The following is a 16,766-nucleotide window of genomic DNA, read 5'->3' as shown; positions in this document are numbered from 1 at the left end:
GCCCCGCACTCCGCCCCGCACCCCGCCCCGCACCCGCTGCTCGGACGCCTCCTCGACGCCGCCGCGGGACGTTTCCCGGCGGCCGACGGAGCCGTCACGGTCCTGCCCGCGCTGCCCGGCGGCCTGGAGTGCTCGGTCGCCTTCACCGGCCACGCCGTCGTGGCCACCGCGCTGCCCGCCGCGCGGGTGGCCGCGCACCGCCCCGACGGGTTCGGCGGCTCCCTGGCCCCGGACTTCCTGCGCGCCCTGGCCGGTCCACAGGGCTGGATCGGCGTCGTCGACGCCACCCTGGTGGGCCGTGGCGCCGGCGGCCCCGCCCGGCTGCGTCCCCTGGCCGGGGCGGACGACCATCCCCGGGTCGGGTTCGCCCGCGAACTGCGCACCGAGGTGCGGGTGTTCGGCGACGCGCGCGGTCTGGTCACGCTCGCGGCGGGCCTCGCGGGCCGCACCGAGCTCGGCGTCGAACTGCACCGTCCCGAGGGCGGCGCACGCGGGCGGGGCAGATCCCTGCTGGGCGACGCGCTGACGCTGGTCCCCGAGGGGGAGCCCGTCTTCGCGGCGGTCGTCCCGGGCAACGCGCGCTCCCTGCGCGCCTTCCTGGCCGCCGGGTTCACCCCGATCGGGTCCGAGGTCCTGCTGCGTCCCGCGCGGACCCGGGCGTGAGCGCCGGCTCCCCGGACGCCGGGACGCCCCTGACGACCCGCGGCAGCTACGACGCGGTGGCCGAGCGCTACGCCCGCGAACTCGGCGCCGAACTCGACGGCAAGCCCCTCGACCGCGCCCTGCTGGACGCCTTCGCCGAACTGGCCGCCGGCGGCCCGGTCGCGGACGTGGGCTGCGGCCCGGGCCATGTGACGGCCCGCCTGGCCGGCCTGCACGACGTCCGGCCGTTCGGCGTGGACCTGTCCCCGGCCATGTGCGCCGTGGCGCACCGCGGCAGCGGTCTGCCGTTCCTCGCGGCGGACATGAGCGCCCTGCCGGTCCGCTCGGGCGCCCTGGGCGGCGTCCTGTGCCTGTACGCGGTGATCCACCTGGACCCGGCCGAACGGGCCGCCGCCTACGCCGAGTTCGCCCGCGTGCTGCGTCCGGGCGCGCCCCTGCTCGTCGCCTTCCACACGAGCGATCCGCAGCTGCGCGCGGGACAGTCGGCCCACCTCGACCAGTGGTGGGGCCACCGGGTCGACCTGACCTTCCGCTACCTGGACCCGGCCGCGGAGACGGCGGCCCTCGCCCGGGCCGGCCTCGCCCTCACCGCACGCCTGGACCGGGAACCGCACCCCGGGGCCGAACACCCCAGTCGGCGTGCCTACCTTCTGGCGCGACGCCCCGCGTAGCCGGCGAGGGCCGCGCGGCACGCCGAAGGCCCGCCGCCCCCGCGGGGAACGGCGGGCCCTGGGCGCCGCGCACAGCCGTCAGACCGTCACGCGGTCGTGAACCAGGCGGTCGTGTCCGCGGGCAGCTTCGCCTCGCCGGAGTCCGTCCCCGTCACCTCGCCGCTCGCGAGCAGCACCCGCCCGTAGGCCGGGGTCGTCACCGACTCGCCCGTCGTGTTGGCGACGCACACGAACTCCCCGCGGCGGAAGGCGAGGACGCCCTCGGGGGCCTTCAGCCACTCCACCGAGTCGCCCGCGCCCAGGTCGGGCCTGGCCCGGCGGATGCCGAGGGCCGAGCGGTACAGCTCCAGGGTCGACCCCGGGGCGCCGGTCTGGGCCGCCACGCTCAGTTCGCCCCAGCCGGCCGGCTGCGGCAGCCAGCTGCCGCCGTCGCCGAAGCCGTAGGACGAGCCCTCGCGCGTCCACGGGATCGGCACCCGGCAGCCGTCGCGGAAGCCGTCCTGACCGGCGCCGCGGAAGTAGGCCGGGTCCTGGCGGACCTCGTCGGCCAGGTCGACGACGTCGGGCAGGCCGAGCTCCTCGCCCTGGTAGACGTACGCGGAGCCGGGCAGCGCCAGCATCAGCAGGGTGGCCGCCCTGGCGCGGCGCAGGCCGAGTTCGCGGTCGCCCGCGGTGCGGATCTGGGTGCCGAGGCCGGGCGGGTTGGCGAAGCGCGTCGCGTGGCGGGTGACGTCGTGGTTGGACAGGACCCAGGTGGCCGGGGCGCCGACCGGGCGCATCGACTCCAGGGTGCGGTCGATGACCTCGCGCAGCTCCGCCGCGTCCCACGCGGTGCTCAGGTACTGGAAGTTGAACGCCTGGTGGAGTTCGTCGGGGCGGACGTAGTTCGCGGTGCGCTCGATCGTCGGGGTCCACGCCTCCGCGACGAAGATCTGATCGCCGGAGTACTCGTCCAGGATCAGCCGCCACTGGCGGTAGATCTCGTGGACGCCGTCCTGGTCGAAGAACGGCATGACATCGTTGCCCAGCAGTTTCAGCTGGTCGTGGGCGCCGAGGTCGGGGAGGCCGTCGGCCTTGACCAGGCCGTGCGCCACGTCGATGCGGAAGCCGTCGACGCCCATGTCCAGCCAGAAGCGCAGGATGGAGCGGAACTCGTCGCCGACGGCCGGGTGGTCCCAGTTGAAGTCGGGCTGTTCGGGCGCGAAGAGGTGCAGGTACCACTCGCCGGGCGTGCCGTCCGGCTCGGTGACCCGCGTCCAGGCCGGACCGCCGAAGATGGACTCCCAGTCGTTGGGCGGGAGTTCGCCGTTCTCGCCCTTGCCGGGGCGGAAGTGGTAGCGGTCGCGCAGGGACGAGCCGGGGCCCTCCGCCAGTGCCCGCTTGAACCACTCGTGCTGGTCGGAGGAGTGGTTCGGCACCAGGTCGACGATGATCCGCAGGTTCAGCCCGTGCGCGTCGCGGATCAGCGCGTCGGCGTCGAGCAGGTTGCCGAACATCGGGTCCACCGCGCGGTAGTCGGCCACGTCGTAGCCGGCGTCGGCCTGCGGGGAGGCGTAGAACGGGCTCAGCCACACGGCGTCCACCCCGAGGTCGCGCAGGTAGGGAAGGCGCGAGCGGACGCCTTCCAGGTCGCCCATGCCGTCGCCGTCGCTGTCGGCGAAGCTGCGGGGGTACACCTGGTAGATCACCGCGTCCCGCCACCAGTCGCGAGGCTTGGCGACGGTGACGACGGCCGCGGTGGGGGCGGGGGCCGGGGCTGCGGGCTGCTGGCTCATGGCGTCCTTGGTACCTAACGGAGTCATCGGGTCGGTGTGGGTGAAGCGGGTGACGAGGCGGCCGCGGTCACAGCGGGGTCGGATGGTGACCGCGGCCGCCCCGGGTTCTCTCGGGGGACCTGGCAGGCGGGCCTGCGTCACCCCTTCGTGCCGCCCGCGGTGAGACCGGTCACCAGGTTCTTCTGCACGAGGTAGAAGAACACGGCCGCGGGTATCGCGATCAGCACGGCGGTGGCGGCCATCAGGTTGCGCTGGGCGTCGTGCTCGCTGACGAACGACTGGAGACCGACGGCGAGCGTGTACTTGTCGTCGCTGAGCATGAACGTCGAGGCGAAGGCGACTTCGCTGAACGCGGTGAGGAAGTTGTAGAAGGCGGCCACCGCGAGGCCGGGCTTGGCCAGCGGGAGCACCAGCCGGAAGAAGGTGCCGAACGGGGTGAGGCCGTCGACGCGTCCCGCCTCGTCGATCTCGAAGGGGATGGTGTCGAAGTACCCCTTGAGCAGCCACGCGCTGTACGGGATGACCGTCGTGCAGTAGACGAGGATCAGACCGAAGTAGTTGTCGATGAGCTTCAGGTCGGACAGGATCTGGTACATCGGCACCATGAGCACGGCGACCGGGAACATCTGGGTGACCAGCAGCACCCACATGAACTTCTTGTAGCCGGGAAAGCGCATGCGCGAGACGGCGTAGCCGGTGGTGGCGGCGATGAGCACGCCGATGGCGGTGGTGCCCAGGGTGACGATGAGCGAGCTCTTCAGCCAGTTGAGGAACTCGGTGTGCTGGAGCACGAACGAGTAGTTGGAGAACGTCATCTTGTCCCAGATGCCGCCCGGGTGCAGGTAGTCGTCCTTGTCCGGGCCGAGGGACAGGTAGACCAGCCAGGCGATCGGGAAGAGCGCGATCAGGCTGGCGACGAGCAGGACGCCGTGCGAGACGAGCGTGCCGGCGAGGCTGTTCTCGCCGCGTCGGCGCGTGCGGCGCGGGGCGCTCGCGGGACGCCGCTCGGCGACCGGGGCGGAGGTCTCGGCTGTGGTGGTACTCATGGGAACTCCTGCCTCAGATCGCGAGCTGCTGCTCGTTGCGGTTCAGCCAGCGGCGGTAGAACGAGGTGAAGACGATCAGGATGGCCAGCAGCAGGATGCCGTAGGCGGCGGACTGGGCGAAGTCACGCGGCTGCTGTCCGAAGCCGAGGTAGTACGCCCAGGTGACGAGGATCTGCGCGTCGGGGGCGGTGTTGCCGAACAGCAGGAAGATGACGGCGAACTGGTTGAACGTCCAGATGATGCCCAGCAGGACGACGGTCGAGCTGACCGAGCGCAGACCGGGCAGGGTCACGTAGCGGAAGCGCTGCCAGGCGCTCGCGCCGTCCATCTCGGCGGCCTCGTAGAGGGAGGCGTCGATCGCCTGGAGCCCGCCGAGCAGCGAGATCATCATGAACGGCACACCGCACCAGGTGTTGACCATGATCGCGGCGAACCGCTGCCAGAAGGTGTCCTCCAGCCACTGGGGCGAGGGCAGGTGCAGGGCGTCGAGGGCGGAGTTGATGACGCCGCCGTCGGCGAGCATGAAGCGCCAGCCGAAGACCGTGACGAACGTGGGCACCGCCCAGGGCAGCACCAGGACCATCCGGTACAGGGTCCGTCCGCGCAGCTTCTGGTTGAGCAGCAGGGCGAGGCCGAGCCCGATGCCGTAGTGCAGGGCGACACAGGTCGCCGTCCACACGATCGTCCAGAGGAAGTGGGACCAGAAGCGGTCGTAGGCGGTGGGGCCCCAGAGGATGTCGGCGTAGTTGTCCAGGCCGATGAACTTGTAGGTGGCGTCGATGTGGTTGACGCCGATCGTGCGCGCGGTGTTGAGGCTGTTGGCGTCGGTCAGCGTCAGATAGAGGCCGTACACCAGGGGGTACAGCACGAGGACGCCGAGGACGACCGCCACCGGGGCGATCATCACGTAGGCGTACCAGTGCTTGTGGTAGCCGCGCTTCAGGCGACCGGAGAGCCCGGGCCCCGGCTCACGGTCACCGCGGCGCTTGCCGGTCGCGCGGTCGATGGCGACTGTCATGGTTCGACACCTTCTGGATCTTCACGCTGGATCGTCGACGGGGGGGCTCACAGGCCGGTGGCCGCCGGATCCCTCCCACCGTGCGGGGAGGTCCGGCGGCCACGCGGACTCACTTGCTGAAGTCCGGCACCAGCTTGGCGATGGCGAGTTCGGCGTTGCTCAGGCCCTTGTCGAGGGTCTCCTTGCCGCCCGCGATCTTGGGCAGTTCGGTGTCGAGCGGGCCCCACAGGGAGCTGTACTCCGGCAGCGCCGGGCGCGGCTGGGCGGCGGACAGCACGGTCTGGTAGCCGGCGATGCCCGGGTCGGCCTTGACGGCGGCGGTGTAGGCGTCGTCGCGCGTGGGCAGCGTGGAGTTCTTCTGCGCGATGGCCGACTGGGAGGCGGCCGAGGTCATGAAGTTCACGAACTTCAGCGCGGCGGCCTGGTGGGCCTTGTCCGAGCCGGCGTAGACCGACAGGTTGTGGCCGCCGGTCGGGGCGCCCGCCTTGCCGGTGGAGCCGGCCGGGACGGTCGCGATGCCGAGGTTGGCCTTGTCCTTGAAGGCGCTGCCCTTGTAGAAGTTGGTGATCTCCCACGGGCCCTGCACGATCGCGGCGACCTTGCCGTTGACGAAGGCGTCCTGGATGTGGGCGTACGCGTCGGCCGTGGTGTCGGCCTTGTGCAGGCCCTTGCCGTCGAAGAGGCCCAGCCAGGTGCCGTACGCCTTCTTCGCCGCCGGCGAGGCGACGGTGATCTTCTTGGCCTTGGCGTCGACGGTGTCGGCGCTCTCGCCGTAGAGGAAGGACTGCGCGTAGTAGGCCTGGGTGGAGCCCCAGTAGCCGTCGACGCCGGTCTTGTCCTTGACGGTCGCGGCGGCGGTCTTCAGCTCGTCCCAGGTCTTGGGGGCCGCGGTGATGCCGGCCTTCGCGAAGAGGGCCTTGTTGTAGACCAGGGCGAGGGTGTCGGTGACCAGCGGGACGCCGTACGTCTTGCCCTCGTACTTGGCCTGCTCCAGCAGGTTCGACTTGAACTTGGCCTGGTCCTTCAGGGCGTCGGTGCCGTCCAGCGGCAGGAAGTAGCCCTTCTTGGCGAAGGCGGGGGTCCAGCCGACCTCGGAGCGCAGCACGTCCGGGGCGCCGGAGGCGCCGGCGGCCGTGTCGAACTTGTTCTGCGCCTGGTCGAAGGGCACGTTGACGTACTTGACCTTGACGTCCTTGTTGGCGGCCTCGAACTGCTTGACCAGGGCCTGGTACGTGGGCGCCTCATTGGTGGCGTTGGAGGTGTCCCACCAGGTGATGGTGACCGGCCCGGACGAGTTGTCGCTGCCGCTGTCGTCTCCGCCGCAGGCCGTCGCCGCGAGGGCGAAGGACGCCACCAGCGCGGTGGCCGCTATGCCACGCCGCATGAGTTTCTCCTTGAGGGTGAAAGCCCGTATAGCTACAGGCGGCGGTCCCGTCCGCCGTCCTGCCGACTGTGCCGACCGCGCCGTTGCTGCCGCCGGGCGACGTGAACGTAACAGCGTTGCAAGCGGCACGAAAGACCTTGCAGCAAAAAAGTGCAAGACATCTCTGAAGTTATCCGCGCGTGACGCGGGCGTGACCTCTCGTCGACCGCCGTGAGACCGTTGTTGTCGCGGTTGACCGGCCTCACAGCGGGGCGGGCGGCCACTGTGCAAGACTCTGAAAGCTCTTGCCATCACTTTCATGAGGGAGCGCGATGACGCAGCAGCCCGGCGCGGCCCGTTCACCAGGCCGCCCACGGCGACCGATCGGTGTGCAAGGCAGCGCCCGACCGGTACAGTCCACCCCTGTGACCACACGGCTTGCCGACATCGCCGCGCAGGCGGGGGTGAGCGAAGCGACCGTCAGCCGGGTCCTCAACGGCAAGCCCGGCGTCGCCGCCACCACCCGTCAGTCCGTGCTCGCCGCTCTGGACGTCCTGGGCTACGAGCGCCCCGTGCGGTTGCGCCAGCGCAGCGCGGGCCTCGTCGGTCTGATCACGCCGGAGCTGGAGAACCCCATCTTCCCGGCGCTGGCCCAGGTCATCGGCCAGGCCCTGACCCGCCAGGGGTACACCCCCGTGCTCGCCACCCAGACGCCGGGCGGCTCCACGGAGGACGAACTGACCGAGATGCTGGTCGACCGGGGCGTCGCCGGCATCATCTACGTCTCCGGCCTGCACGCGGACACCACGGCCGACATGGAGCGCTACGAGCAGTTGCGCGCCCAGGGCGTCCCCTTCGTCCTCGTCGACGGCTTCTCCCCGAAGGTGCAGGCCCCCTTCATCTCCCCCGACGACCGGGCGGCGATGACCCTGGCGGTCACCCACCTCGTCTCCCTCGGCCACACCCGGGTGGGGCTGGCGCTCGGCCCCAAGCGCTTCGTGCCGGTGCAGCGCAAGATCGAGGGCTTCGTGCGGGCGATGCAGGAGCAGCTGGGGCTGAGCCCGGAGACGATCGAGACCGATCTGGTCCAGCACTCCCTCTACACCCTGGAGGGCGGCCAGGCCGCGACCACCGCCCTGATCGACCGGGGCTGCACGGCGATCGTCTGCGCCAGCGACATGATGGCACTGGGCGCGATACGGGCGGCCCGGCAACTCGGCCTCGCGGTCCCCCGGGACGTCTCGGTGGTCGGTTTCGACGACTCCCCGCTGATCGCCTTCACCGACCCGCCGCTGACGACCGTGCGCAAGCCGGTCCCGGCGATGGGCCAGGCCGCCGTCCGCACCCTCCTGGAGGAGATCGGCGGAACGCCCGCGCCGCACAGCGAGTTCGTGTTCATGCCGGAACTGGTGGTGCGCGGCTCGACCGCCTCGGCCCCCGGCGACCGCGTCCGGCACTAGCGCCTCTCCACCCGGTGTGACAAGAGGGGACACAGGGGTCGATCCGCCGTAGAACGTGCGGACCGGTCCCTACCGAGGGATGATCGGGCCAAGAGGGCTTTTCTGGCAGACTTTGTGTCCATGGGTGAACCGACTGTGACACCACTGGAAGGCCGTGAACAGGCCGTCCCGCAGCCTGTCACGGCCCGCACACGACCGCGCCGCCTCGGCCGCCTGCGCACCCCGCGCCGACCGCGCCTCTGGTTCGAGATCCTGCTCGTCGCAGCGAGTTACTGGACGTACTCCCTCGTGCGCAACGCGGTCCCGGAGCAGCGTGGCGCCGCGCTGCGCAACGCGGACTGGATCTGGCGCGCCGAGCACACCCTGGGCATCGCGTGGGAGGAGTCGGCCAACCACGCGGTGAACTCGGTGACCTGGCTCATCGTGGCCATGAACTACTACTACGCCACACTGCACTTCGTCGTCACCCTGACCGTGCTGGTCTGGCTCTACCGCTGTCATCCCGGCCGTTACGCGGCCGCGCGTCTGGTGCTCTTCGCGACCACGGCCGTCGCCCTGGCCGGCTACTACCTGTACCCCCTGGCGCCGCCGCGCCTGATGCCGGGCGCCGGCTTCGTCGACACGGTGGCGGCCCACCGGACGTGGGGCTCGATGGCGTCCGGCGACCTCAAGCACATGTCGAACCAGTACGCGGCGATGCCCTCCATGCACATCGGCTGGTCGGTGTGGTGCGGCCTGACCGTGTTCGCTCTGGCCCGGCTGCCCTGGGTGCGCATCCTGGGTCTGGTGTACCCGGTGGCGACCCTGGTGGTCATCGTGGCCACGGCCAACCACTTCTGGCTGGACGCGGTGGGCGGCGTCCTGTGCCTGGCCTTCGGCTACACGGTGGCGGGCCTGTGGTACGGAGCGCTGCCGTACGCCCTGCCGAGGAACGTGCCGGCGCGCGCCCGAGGAGCGGACCGGCCCGGGCCGAAGGGCGGCTCGGGGACCTGACGGCCCGCGGCGGACCGGCGGCTCGCACGGTCCGGCCGCCGCCCCGGCCGGCTCCGGCGCCGTCGGGCGGGCGCCCAGGCTCAGGCGGCGTGCGCGGTCCCGCCCTGCGGACGCCCCGGCCCCCCGGGCAGCGCGGCCGCCCTGAGCGCCTCGACGAACGCGTCCAGCGCGGGCTGCGACGGGGCCGTCTCCCGCACGACCGCCTGCACGGTCCGCACCGGCACGGGATCGCGCACCTCCCGCACGACGACCCCCGGATGCCGGCTGCCCAGCCCCAGCCGCGGCACCAGACTCACCCCCAGCCCGGCGGCGACGAAGCCCTGGGCGGTCATGTAGTCCTCGCTCTCCACGACGAAGCGCGGCCGGAATCCGACGGCCGCGCACGCGTCGAGCTGGGCGTCCAGGCAGGGGCCCGGCCACTCGCTCCCCACGAAGGCCTCCTCGGCCAGCTCCGCCAGCCGCACGCTCCGCCGCCCGGCGAGCCGGTGCCCGCGCGGCAGGACGGCGAGGTAGGGGTCCTCCAGCAGCGGCACCAGCCGCACGCCGCCCGACCCGTCCCCGCGCACCACGATGGCCAGGTCGGCCCGCCCCTCCCTGACCTCGGCGACCGCGTCCTGCGGTGCGCTCAGGCGCAGATCCAGCCGCACCCCGGGATGCAGCTCGCGCAGGCGCGCCACCGCCGGCGCGACCAGCCCCGCGCCCGCGGTGGCGAAATACCGCACGGACAACCGGCCGCTGCGCCCCGCCAGCAGGTCCGCGAGGGCGGCCTCGGCCTCGGCGAGCTGCCGGCCGACGGTGTCCGCGTGCTCGGTGAGCAGCAGCCCGGCGGCCGTCGGCCGCACCCCCCGCCCCACCCGTTCCAGCAGCTCGGCGCCCGCCTCCTTCTCCAGAGCGGCGATCTGCTGGCTGACCGCGGAGGGCGTGTAGCCCAGCGCGGCCGCCGCCGCCGTCACCGACCCGGTGTCCACGACCGCCCGCAACACCTGCATCCGCCGCACATCAAGCATGCAGGCCAGCTTAACGAACCATCCAGAACCTTTCACTTGTCCTCACAGGACGGTCCGGCCACCGTAGAGGGCATGCCCCTCCCCTCGACTCTCCGCATGGCCGCGCTCGCCCTCTTCTGGGGTTCGGGCTTCCTCTGGATCAAGCTCGCGCTCACCCACGGCCTGACCCCGGCGCAGATCACCATCGCCCGCTGCGCCCTGGGCGCGGCCGTCCTGCTGGTGCTGGCCCGCCGGGCCGGCCAGCGTCTCCCCCGCTCCTGGACCACCTGGCGGCGTCTGGTCGTGGCCGCCCTGTTCTGCAACGCCCTTCCGTTCGCCCTCTTCGCCGTCGGCGAGCAGCACCTCGACTCGGGCCTGGCGGGCGTCCTCAACGCCACGACGCCGCTGTGGTCCCTGCTCATCGGCATGACCTCCGGCGCCGAACGGATCACCCACCCCGCCCGCCTCGCCGGCCTTCTCCTGGGGTTCGCGGGCACGGTGCTGATCTTCGCCCCCTGGCAGCACGGCGGCCTCCTCACCTGGCCCGCCGCCGCCCTGCTAGCGGCGGCCGCCAGCTACGCGGTGGCCTTCGCGTACATGGCCCGCCACCTCACGACGCGGGACACGCCCCTGGCGATGTCGGCGGCCCAGCTCCTGACGGCGACGGGACTGAGCACGCTCGCCCTTCCCGCGGCCGGCCCCCTGCACGCGGACGCCACCGCCCTGTTCGCCGTCACCGCTCTGGGCGTCCTCGGCACCGGCGTGACCTTCTACCTCAACTACCGTCTGATCACGGACGAGGGCCCCACGGCCGCGGCCACCGTCGGCTACCTGCTCCCGGTGGTCTCCGTGGCCCTGGGCGCGGCGCTCCTGGACGAACGCGTCGGCCCCCGCGTGCTGGTGGGCATGACGGTCGTCCTCCTGGCCGTGGCCCTGACCCGCATCGGCCGGAGGGCGACGGCCGGGGCGGGCGGCGGTACGGCAGGCGGGGAGGCCGGCGGTACGGCACGTGCCGTCCCCGCCCAGCCAAAGCCGCAGCCGCAGCCGCAGCCGCAGCCGCAGTCGCAGTCGCAGTCGCAGCAGGGCGGCGTCCGGCTCGGCTCCTCCCGCTAACCGCCGTAGAACAGCTCGTCCACGACCGCCCGCGCCAGGCGGGCGGTGCGCCGGTAGTCGTCGAGCATGTCCCCCACCCGCCCCGGCCCATACCCCAAGTACCGCCCGACGGCGACCAGTTCACGGGGGTCGGACGGGAACGTGTCCCCGGCCCGTCCGCGCACCAGCATCACCGCGTTGCGCACCCGCGTCGCCAGCACCCAGGCCTCGTCCAGCGTCGCCGCGTCGCCCTCGGTGACGAGCCCGGCGGCGCGGGCCGCGGCGAGCGCCTCGCGGGTCCGGGTGGTCCGCAGCCCCTCGGTCGAGGCCCCGTGCCGCATCTGGAGCAACTGCACGGTCCACTCGACGTCGGACAGGCCGCCCGGACCGAGTTTGGTGTGCAGCTTCGGGTCGGCGCCGCGGGGCAGCCGCTCCGACTCCATACGGGCCTTCAGCCGCCGGATCTCCCGCACGGCCTCCTCCGGGAGCCCGTCCGCCGGATAGCGCAGCGGGTCCGCCAGCGCGAGGAACCGCCGCCCCAACTCCTCGTCTCCCGCGACGGGTTCGGCCCGCAGCAGGGCCTGGGCCTCCCACACCAGCGACCACCGCCGGTAGTAGGCCTCGTAGGACTTCAACGTCCGCACGAGCGGACCGGACTTGCCCTCCGGACGCAGGTCGGCGTCGATGAGCAGCGGCGGATCGGCGCTCGGGATCTGGAGCAGCCGGCGCATCTCGGAGACGACCTTGTTGGCGGCGTCGGCGGCCTCCCGCTCGTCGACGCCGTCGTGCGGCTCGTGCACGAACAGCACGTCGGCGTCGGAGCCGTAGCCCAGCTCGTGCCCCCCGAAGCGCCCCATGCCGATGACGGCGAACCGCGTCGGAAGGGCGTCCCCCCAGCCCTCCCGCACGACCGCGTGCAGGGTCCCGGCCAGGGTGGCGGCGGTGAGGTCCGACACGGCGCCGCCCACCAGGTCCACCAGGGCGCCCTGGTCGGCCTCGGCCGGCTGGCCCTCGGTGCCGTAGCTGCCGACGATGTCCACGGCGGCCGTGCGGAACAGCTCCCGCCGCCGCACCCCGCGCACCGCGGTCACCGCCTGCACGGCCCCGTCGGCCCGCTTCACCGCGGCGGACATCTCCTGCTCCAGCGGGCCGCGGGTGCGCGGCTCCAGTCGTCCGCTCTCCCCGTCGCCGAGCAGCGCCACCGCCTCCGGCGCCCGCATCAGCAGATCGGGGGCCAGGCGTCCGGCGGACAGCACGCGCGCGAGGTTCTCCGCGGCGGCCCCCTCGTCGCGCAACAGGCGCAGGTACCAGGGGGTCTTGCCGAGGGCGTCCGAGACCTTGCGGAAGTTGAGCAGTCCCGCGTCCGGGTCGGCGGAGTCCGCGAACCAGCCCAGCAGGACGGGCAGCAGGGTGCGCTGGATGGCGGCCTTGCGCGTGACGCCGGAGGCCAGCGCCTCCAGGTGCCGCATCGCGGCGGCGGGATCGGCGTAGCCGAGGGCGACCAGCCGCTCCCGGGCCGCCTTGGCGCTCAACCTCGTCTCACCCGGGGCCAGTTGGGCGACGGCGTCCAGCAACGGCCGGTAGAACAGCTTCTCGTGCAGCCGGCGCACCACGGCGGCGTGCCGCTTCCACTCGCGGCCCAGCTCCGCCACCGGGTCGGTGCGCAGCCCGAGGGAGCGGCCGAGACGGCGCAGGTCCGCCTCGTTGTCCGGCACCAGGTGGGTGCGGCGCAGCCGGTAGAGCTGGATCCGGTGCTCCATGGACCGCAGGAACCGGTACGCGGCGTCGAGCTGCGTCGCGTCCGCCCGGCCCACGTAGCCGCCGGCGGCGAGCGCCGACAGCGCGTCCAGCGTGGTCCCGCTGCGCAGCGACCCGTCGGCCCGGCCGTGCACCAGTTGCAGGAGCTGCACGGCGAACTCGACGTCCCGCAGACCGCCGGGCGCGAGCTTCAGCTCGCGCTCGATCTCGGCGGCCGGGATGTTCTCGACGACCCGCCGCCGCATCCGCTGCACGTCGACGACGAAGTTCTCCCGCTCGGCGGCCTTCCACACCAGGGGCTCGACGGCGGCGACGTACTCGGCTCCCAGCTCCAGGTCGCCGGCCACCGGCCGGGCCTTCAACAGGGCCTGGAACTCCCAGGTCTTGGCCCATCTCTGGTAGTAGGCCAGATGGCTGCTGAGCGAGCGTACGAGCGGGCCGTTGCGGCCCTCGGGCCGCAGGTTGGCGTCGACGGGCCAGATCGACCCCTCCACCGTGGTCTCGGAACAGATCCGCATCATGTGCGAGGCGAGCTTGGTGGCGGCCCGCAGCGCCTTGTCCTCGTCGGCGCCGTCGACGGCCTCCCCGACGAAGATGACGTCGACGTCGGAGACGTAGTTCAACTCGTGGCCGCCGCACTTGCCCATGGCGATGACGGCGAGCCGGCACAGCGCGGCGTCGTCGGGCGCCGCGGCCGCGGCCAGCCGCAGCGCGGCCCGCAGGGTCGCCGTGGCGAGGTCGGCGAGTTCGGCGGCGGTCTCGGCGACGTCGGTCGTCGCGCACACGTCCCGCGCCGCGATGGACAGCAGACAGCGCCGGTAGGCGACCCTCAGCAGCACGGGGTCGGCGGCCTCGGCCAGCCCCCGCTCGAACTCCTCCACCCCCGGATGCAGGTCCCGGGGCTCGTAGGTGACCAGCGCCTCCCAGTCCCGCGGGTGCCGGGCGAGATGGTCGGCCAGCGCGGCGGACGCCCCCAGGACCCCCAGCAGGCGGTCGCGCAGCGGCTTGGCCGCGATCAGCGTGTCGAGCAGTTCCCGCCGGGCGGTGGACCCGGGCTGGGCCTCCAGCAGCCGGACGAGGCCGTGCAGGGCGAGATCGGGGTCGGCGGTGGCCGCGAGGGCCTCCAGCAGGAACGGGTCGTCGCGCACCGGGGACAACTCGGGCCCGTCCAGCAGCCGCTCGGCGGCGGACGGATCGGTGAAGCCGTGCCGCAGCAGCCGTGTGAAGGTGCTGCTCCTGCGCCCCGGCGCCATCATCCCCGGCCTCCTCCTGCGATCAAGCTCGTCCCGCAGTCGAGCGTAACCCGCACCTCTCGGTGGCGCTGCGGGCAGGATTCCGCTTCTGTGGGGAAAAGCGTGCCGTGCCCCTTTCCGCGGTGCGCCGTGAAAAGGACGGACAAGGGAGTCACCTATGGACATGACGCTCGAAGTGATCCTGCTGCCGGTGTCGGACGTGGACCGGGCCAAGGAGTTCTACCGCGACAAGGTCGGGTTCCACGTCGACATCGACGACGAGGTGATGGAGGGCGTACGGATCGTCCAGCTCACTCCGCCCGGCTCGGGCTGCTCGATCGCCCTGGTGGACGGTCTGCAGGTCCCGACGGGTGCGCCGCGGCCGGGCGACTACCACGGCATGCAGCTGTGCGTGACCGACGCGCAGGCGGCCTACGAGGAGCTGACCGCCCGGGGCGTGGAGGTCAGCGAGCCCCACCGGCTCGCGCCGCGGGACGGCGGCACCTTCCTCTACTTCAAGGATCCGGACGGCAACGGCTGGGCGATCCAGGAGTACCGCCGCCGCGCGACGGAGCCGCTCCACGAACTCCTCGCCAAGCAGGCCGCCGGCTGACCCCTCGAAAAGACGTACGGGCTGCGGCCGCCGACGGCCCCAGCCCGCACCCCCGCACTCCGGCCCGAGACGACCGCCACGACGACGGCCCGGCCTCCGGCTCCGGCTCCGGCTCCGGCTCCGGCTCCGGCAGGTTCGGCCCTACAGCACCGGCAGGTTCTTGCGCAGCTCGAAGGCGGTGACCTCGGAGCGGTACTCCTCCCACTCCTGCTTCTTGTTGCGCAGGAAGAAGTCGAAGACGTGCTCGCCGAGCGTCTCGGCGACGAGGTCGCTGCGCTCCATCAGGGTGAGCGCCTCGCCCAGGTTCTGCGGGAGCGGCTCGATGCCCATGGCGCGCCGTTCGGCGTCGGACAGGGCCCAGACGTCGTCCTCGGCGCCCGGCGGGAGCTCGTAGCCCTCCTCGACGCCCTTGAGGCCGGCGGCGAGCAGCATGGCGTAGGCCAGGTACGGGTTGGCGCCGGAGTCGATGGAGCGGACCTCGATGCGGGCCGAGCCGGTCTTGCCGGGCTTGTACATCGGCACGCGGACCAGGGCGGAGCGGTTGTTGTGGCCCCAGCAGATGTACGAGGGGGCCTCGCCGCCCGCGCCGGCGGTGCGCTCGGAGCCGCCCCAGATGCGCTTGTAGCTGTTGACCCACTGGTTGGTGACGGCGGCGAGCTCGGCGGCGTGCCGGAGCAGACCGGCGATGAAGGACCGGCCGACCTTGGACAGCTGGTACTCGGCGCCCGACTCGTAGAACGCGTTGCGGTCGCCCTCGAAGAGGGAGAGGTGGGTGTGCATGCCGGAGCCGGGGTGCTCGCTGAACGGCTTCGGCATGAAGGTGGCCTGGACGCCCTGCTCGAGCGCGACCTGCTTCATGACCAGGCGGAACGTCATGATGTTGTCGGCCGTGGAGAGGGCGTCGGCGTAGCGCAGGTCGATCTCCTGCTGGCCGGGGGCGCCCTCGTGGTGGGAGAACTCGACCGAGATGCCCATCGACTCGAGCATGGTGATCGCCTGGCGGCGAAAGTCCATGCCCACGTTGTGGGGGGTGTGGTCGAAGTAGCCGGAGTTGTCGGCCGGGGTCGGGCGGGAGCCGTCGGTCGGCTTGTCCTTGAGCAGGAAGAACTCGATCTCCGGGTGGGTGTAGAAGGTGAAACCCAGGTCGGAGGCGCGCGCGAGGGCGCGCTTGAGGACGTAGCGGGGGTCGGCGAAGGAGGGCGAGCCGTCCGGCATGAGGATGTCGCAGAACATGCGGGCGGTGCCGGGGGCCTCCGCCCGCCAGGGCAGGACCTGGAAGGTGGACGGGTCCGGCTTGGCGATCATGTCGGACTCGTAGACGCGGGCGAAGCCCTCGATCGCGGAGCCGTCGAAGCCGATGCCCTCGTCGAAGGCCTGCTCGAGCTCGGCGGGGGCCACGGCGACGGACTTGAGGAAGCCCAGGACGTCCGTGAACCACAGCCGTACGAACCGGATGTCGCGCTCCTCCAACGTCCGGAGCACGAACTCCTGCTGCTTGTCCATCTTCCGCTTCCCCATCCTTGCTGGTCAGGCCGCCTGTCTCCCGTCCCACGAAAGAGGCGGTCGGGCACCTGAGCATCACACCACGCCGGCGTTTCATCCGCGTTGCGGACCATGATCGCCTCGACGACCGGGGTCTGAACGCCGCACGTCCGGCAGATGTACTGCTCTCCAGCCCATCTTGCCTGCTCGCACCGGCTTGCGTAATGCCCGACCCCCCGCGTCCCGGCCTTCGCGCACACGGGCCGCCGCGGGCCGCGCCGCGTCGGAGCGCCCGCCGGTACGGCACCCCCGTCCTATCATCCGCGGATACGAGGAACGTCTGGAGGGGGCGGTGAGCAGGAGGCGCTATGTCGCCCGGGGCGTGCCGGGCGGCTACCGGATCTGGGACAACCGGGGCCGGCGGTGGTGGGGGGATCTCTACGAGCTGTGCCCGGACGATCTCCTGACCGAGCTCAACGGCGCCGCGGACCCGGCGCGGATCACGGTCCTGATGAGGCACTACCGGGCTCGTCGGCGCTAGGTGTATTGATCACGAGCGTTGTTGACACTCGGTAGGTCTTGATCATGGCGAAGACCTCCGGTGTGGTGGAGGT

General features: G+C 72.3%; 14 protein-coding genes. 7 read left to right on the top strand and 7 right to left on the bottom strand.

Features of this window, described 5'->3' with window-relative positions; all coding sequences use genetic code 11:
- The first annotated feature begins 36 nt into the window (after positions 1–36).
- Positions 37–663 carry a hypothetical protein gene (locus KMS84_RS33275; RefSeq protein WP_256920245.1) on the top strand — a complete coding sequence of 209 codons (627 nt, stop codon included), beginning with the start codon at positions 37–39 and terminating at the stop codon, positions 661–663.
- A complete protein-coding gene (locus KMS84_RS33270) occupies positions 660–1,334 on the top strand; it encodes a class I SAM-dependent methyltransferase (protein ID WP_256920244.1) in 675 nt (224 codons plus the stop codon). The genes KMS84_RS33275 and KMS84_RS33270 overlap by 4 nt, the downstream gene beginning before the upstream one ends.
- Positions 1,335–1,420: 86 nt before the next feature.
- On the opposite strand, the gene KMS84_RS33265 is transcribed toward KMS84_RS33270, so the two are convergent.
- The 4 genes from KMS84_RS33265 to KMS84_RS33250 form a co-directional block, all read right to left on the bottom strand.
- Entirely contained in the window at positions 1,421–3,109 is a 1,689-nt protein-coding gene (locus KMS84_RS33265) for a glycoside hydrolase family 13 protein (protein ID WP_256920243.1), read from the bottom strand.
- Positions 3,110–3,246: 137 nt separating this feature from the next.
- Positions 3,247–4,155 carry a sugar ABC transporter permease gene (locus KMS84_RS33260; RefSeq protein ID WP_256920242.1) on the bottom strand — a complete coding sequence of 303 codons (909 nt, stop codon included), beginning with the start codon at positions 4,153–4,155 and terminating at the stop codon, positions 3,247–3,249.
- Between the two features lie 13 nt (positions 4,156–4,168).
- A complete protein-coding gene (locus tag KMS84_RS33255) occupies positions 4,169–5,173 on the bottom strand; it encodes a carbohydrate ABC transporter permease (RefSeq protein WP_256920241.1) in 1,005 nt (334 codons plus the stop codon).
- A 109-nt stretch (positions 5,174–5,282) separates the two neighbouring features.
- Positions 5,283–6,557 carry an extracellular solute-binding protein gene (locus KMS84_RS33250; RefSeq protein ID WP_256920240.1) on the bottom strand — a complete coding sequence of 425 codons (1,275 nt, stop codon included), beginning with the start codon at positions 6,555–6,557 and terminating at the stop codon, positions 5,283–5,285.
- Between the two features lie 404 nt (positions 6,558–6,961).
- On the opposite strand from KMS84_RS33250, the gene KMS84_RS33245 reads away from it, so the two are divergent.
- The gene (locus KMS84_RS33245) at positions 6,962–7,996 is read left to right on the top strand and encodes a LacI family DNA-binding transcriptional regulator (protein ID WP_256920239.1); all 1,035 of its coding nucleotides are present in this window, start codon (positions 6,962–6,964) and stop codon (positions 7,994–7,996) included.
- 120 nt (positions 7,997–8,116) lie between these two features.
- Positions 8,117–8,989 (top strand): phosphatase PAP2 family protein, encoded by an 873-nt coding sequence (locus tag KMS84_RS33240; protein WP_256920238.1) that lies wholly within the window; start codon positions 8,117–8,119, stop codon positions 8,987–8,989.
- Positions 8,990–9,069: 80 nt separating this feature from the next.
- Here the strand turns inward: KMS84_RS33240 and KMS84_RS33235 are convergent, their stop codons facing one another.
- Positions 9,070–9,996 carry a LysR family transcriptional regulator gene (locus tag KMS84_RS33235; RefSeq protein ID WP_256920237.1) on the bottom strand — a complete coding sequence of 309 codons (927 nt, stop codon included), beginning with the start codon at positions 9,994–9,996 and terminating at the stop codon, positions 9,070–9,072.
- Between the two features lie 72 nt (positions 9,997–10,068).
- Between KMS84_RS33235 and KMS84_RS33230 the strand changes: the two genes are divergently transcribed.
- Positions 10,069–11,088 (top strand): DMT family transporter, encoded by a 1,020-nt coding sequence (locus KMS84_RS33230; protein WP_256920236.1) that lies wholly within the window; start codon positions 10,069–10,071, stop codon positions 11,086–11,088.
- Here the strand turns inward: KMS84_RS33230 and KMS84_RS33225 are convergent.
- Positions 11,085–14,081, bottom strand: coding sequence for a bifunctional [glutamine synthetase] adenylyltransferase/[glutamine synthetase]-adenylyl-L-tyrosine phosphorylase (locus KMS84_RS33225; RefSeq protein WP_256920235.1), 2,997 nt, complete (start codon positions 14,079–14,081; stop codon positions 11,085–11,087). The genes KMS84_RS33230 and KMS84_RS33225 overlap by 4 nt on opposite strands.
- 154 nt (positions 14,082–14,235) lie before the next feature.
- On the opposite strand from KMS84_RS33225, the gene KMS84_RS33220 reads away from it, so the two are divergent.
- A complete protein-coding gene (locus KMS84_RS33220; protein ID WP_256920234.1) occupies positions 14,236–14,670 on the top strand; it encodes a VOC family protein in 435 nt (144 codons plus the stop codon).
- 141 nt (positions 14,671–14,811) lie between these two features.
- On the opposite strand, the gene glnA2 is transcribed toward KMS84_RS33220, so the two are convergent.
- On the bottom strand, positions 14,812–16,173 hold the full coding sequence (glnA2, locus tag KMS84_RS33215; RefSeq protein WP_256920233.1) for a gamma-glutamylpolyamine synthetase GlnA2: 1,362 nt from the start codon (positions 16,171–16,173) through the stop codon (positions 14,812–14,814).
- A gap of 331 nt (positions 16,174–16,504) precedes the next feature.
- Between glnA2 and KMS84_RS33210 the strand changes: the two genes are divergently transcribed.
- Positions 16,505–16,693 (top strand): hypothetical protein, encoded by a 189-nt coding sequence (locus tag KMS84_RS33210; protein WP_256920232.1) that lies wholly within the window; start codon positions 16,505–16,507, stop codon positions 16,691–16,693.
- The last annotated feature ends 73 nt before the right edge of the window (positions 16,694–16,766 follow it).

Origin of the sequence: Streptomyces hilarionis (assembly GCF_024539675.1) — a bacterium.
GTDB lineage: Bacteria > Actinomycetota > Actinomycetes > Streptomycetales > Streptomycetaceae > Streptomyces > Streptomyces hilarionis.
The sequence above is the reverse complement of the archived record's forward strand: the minus strand, read 5'-3'. Positions and strand labels throughout refer to the sequence as shown.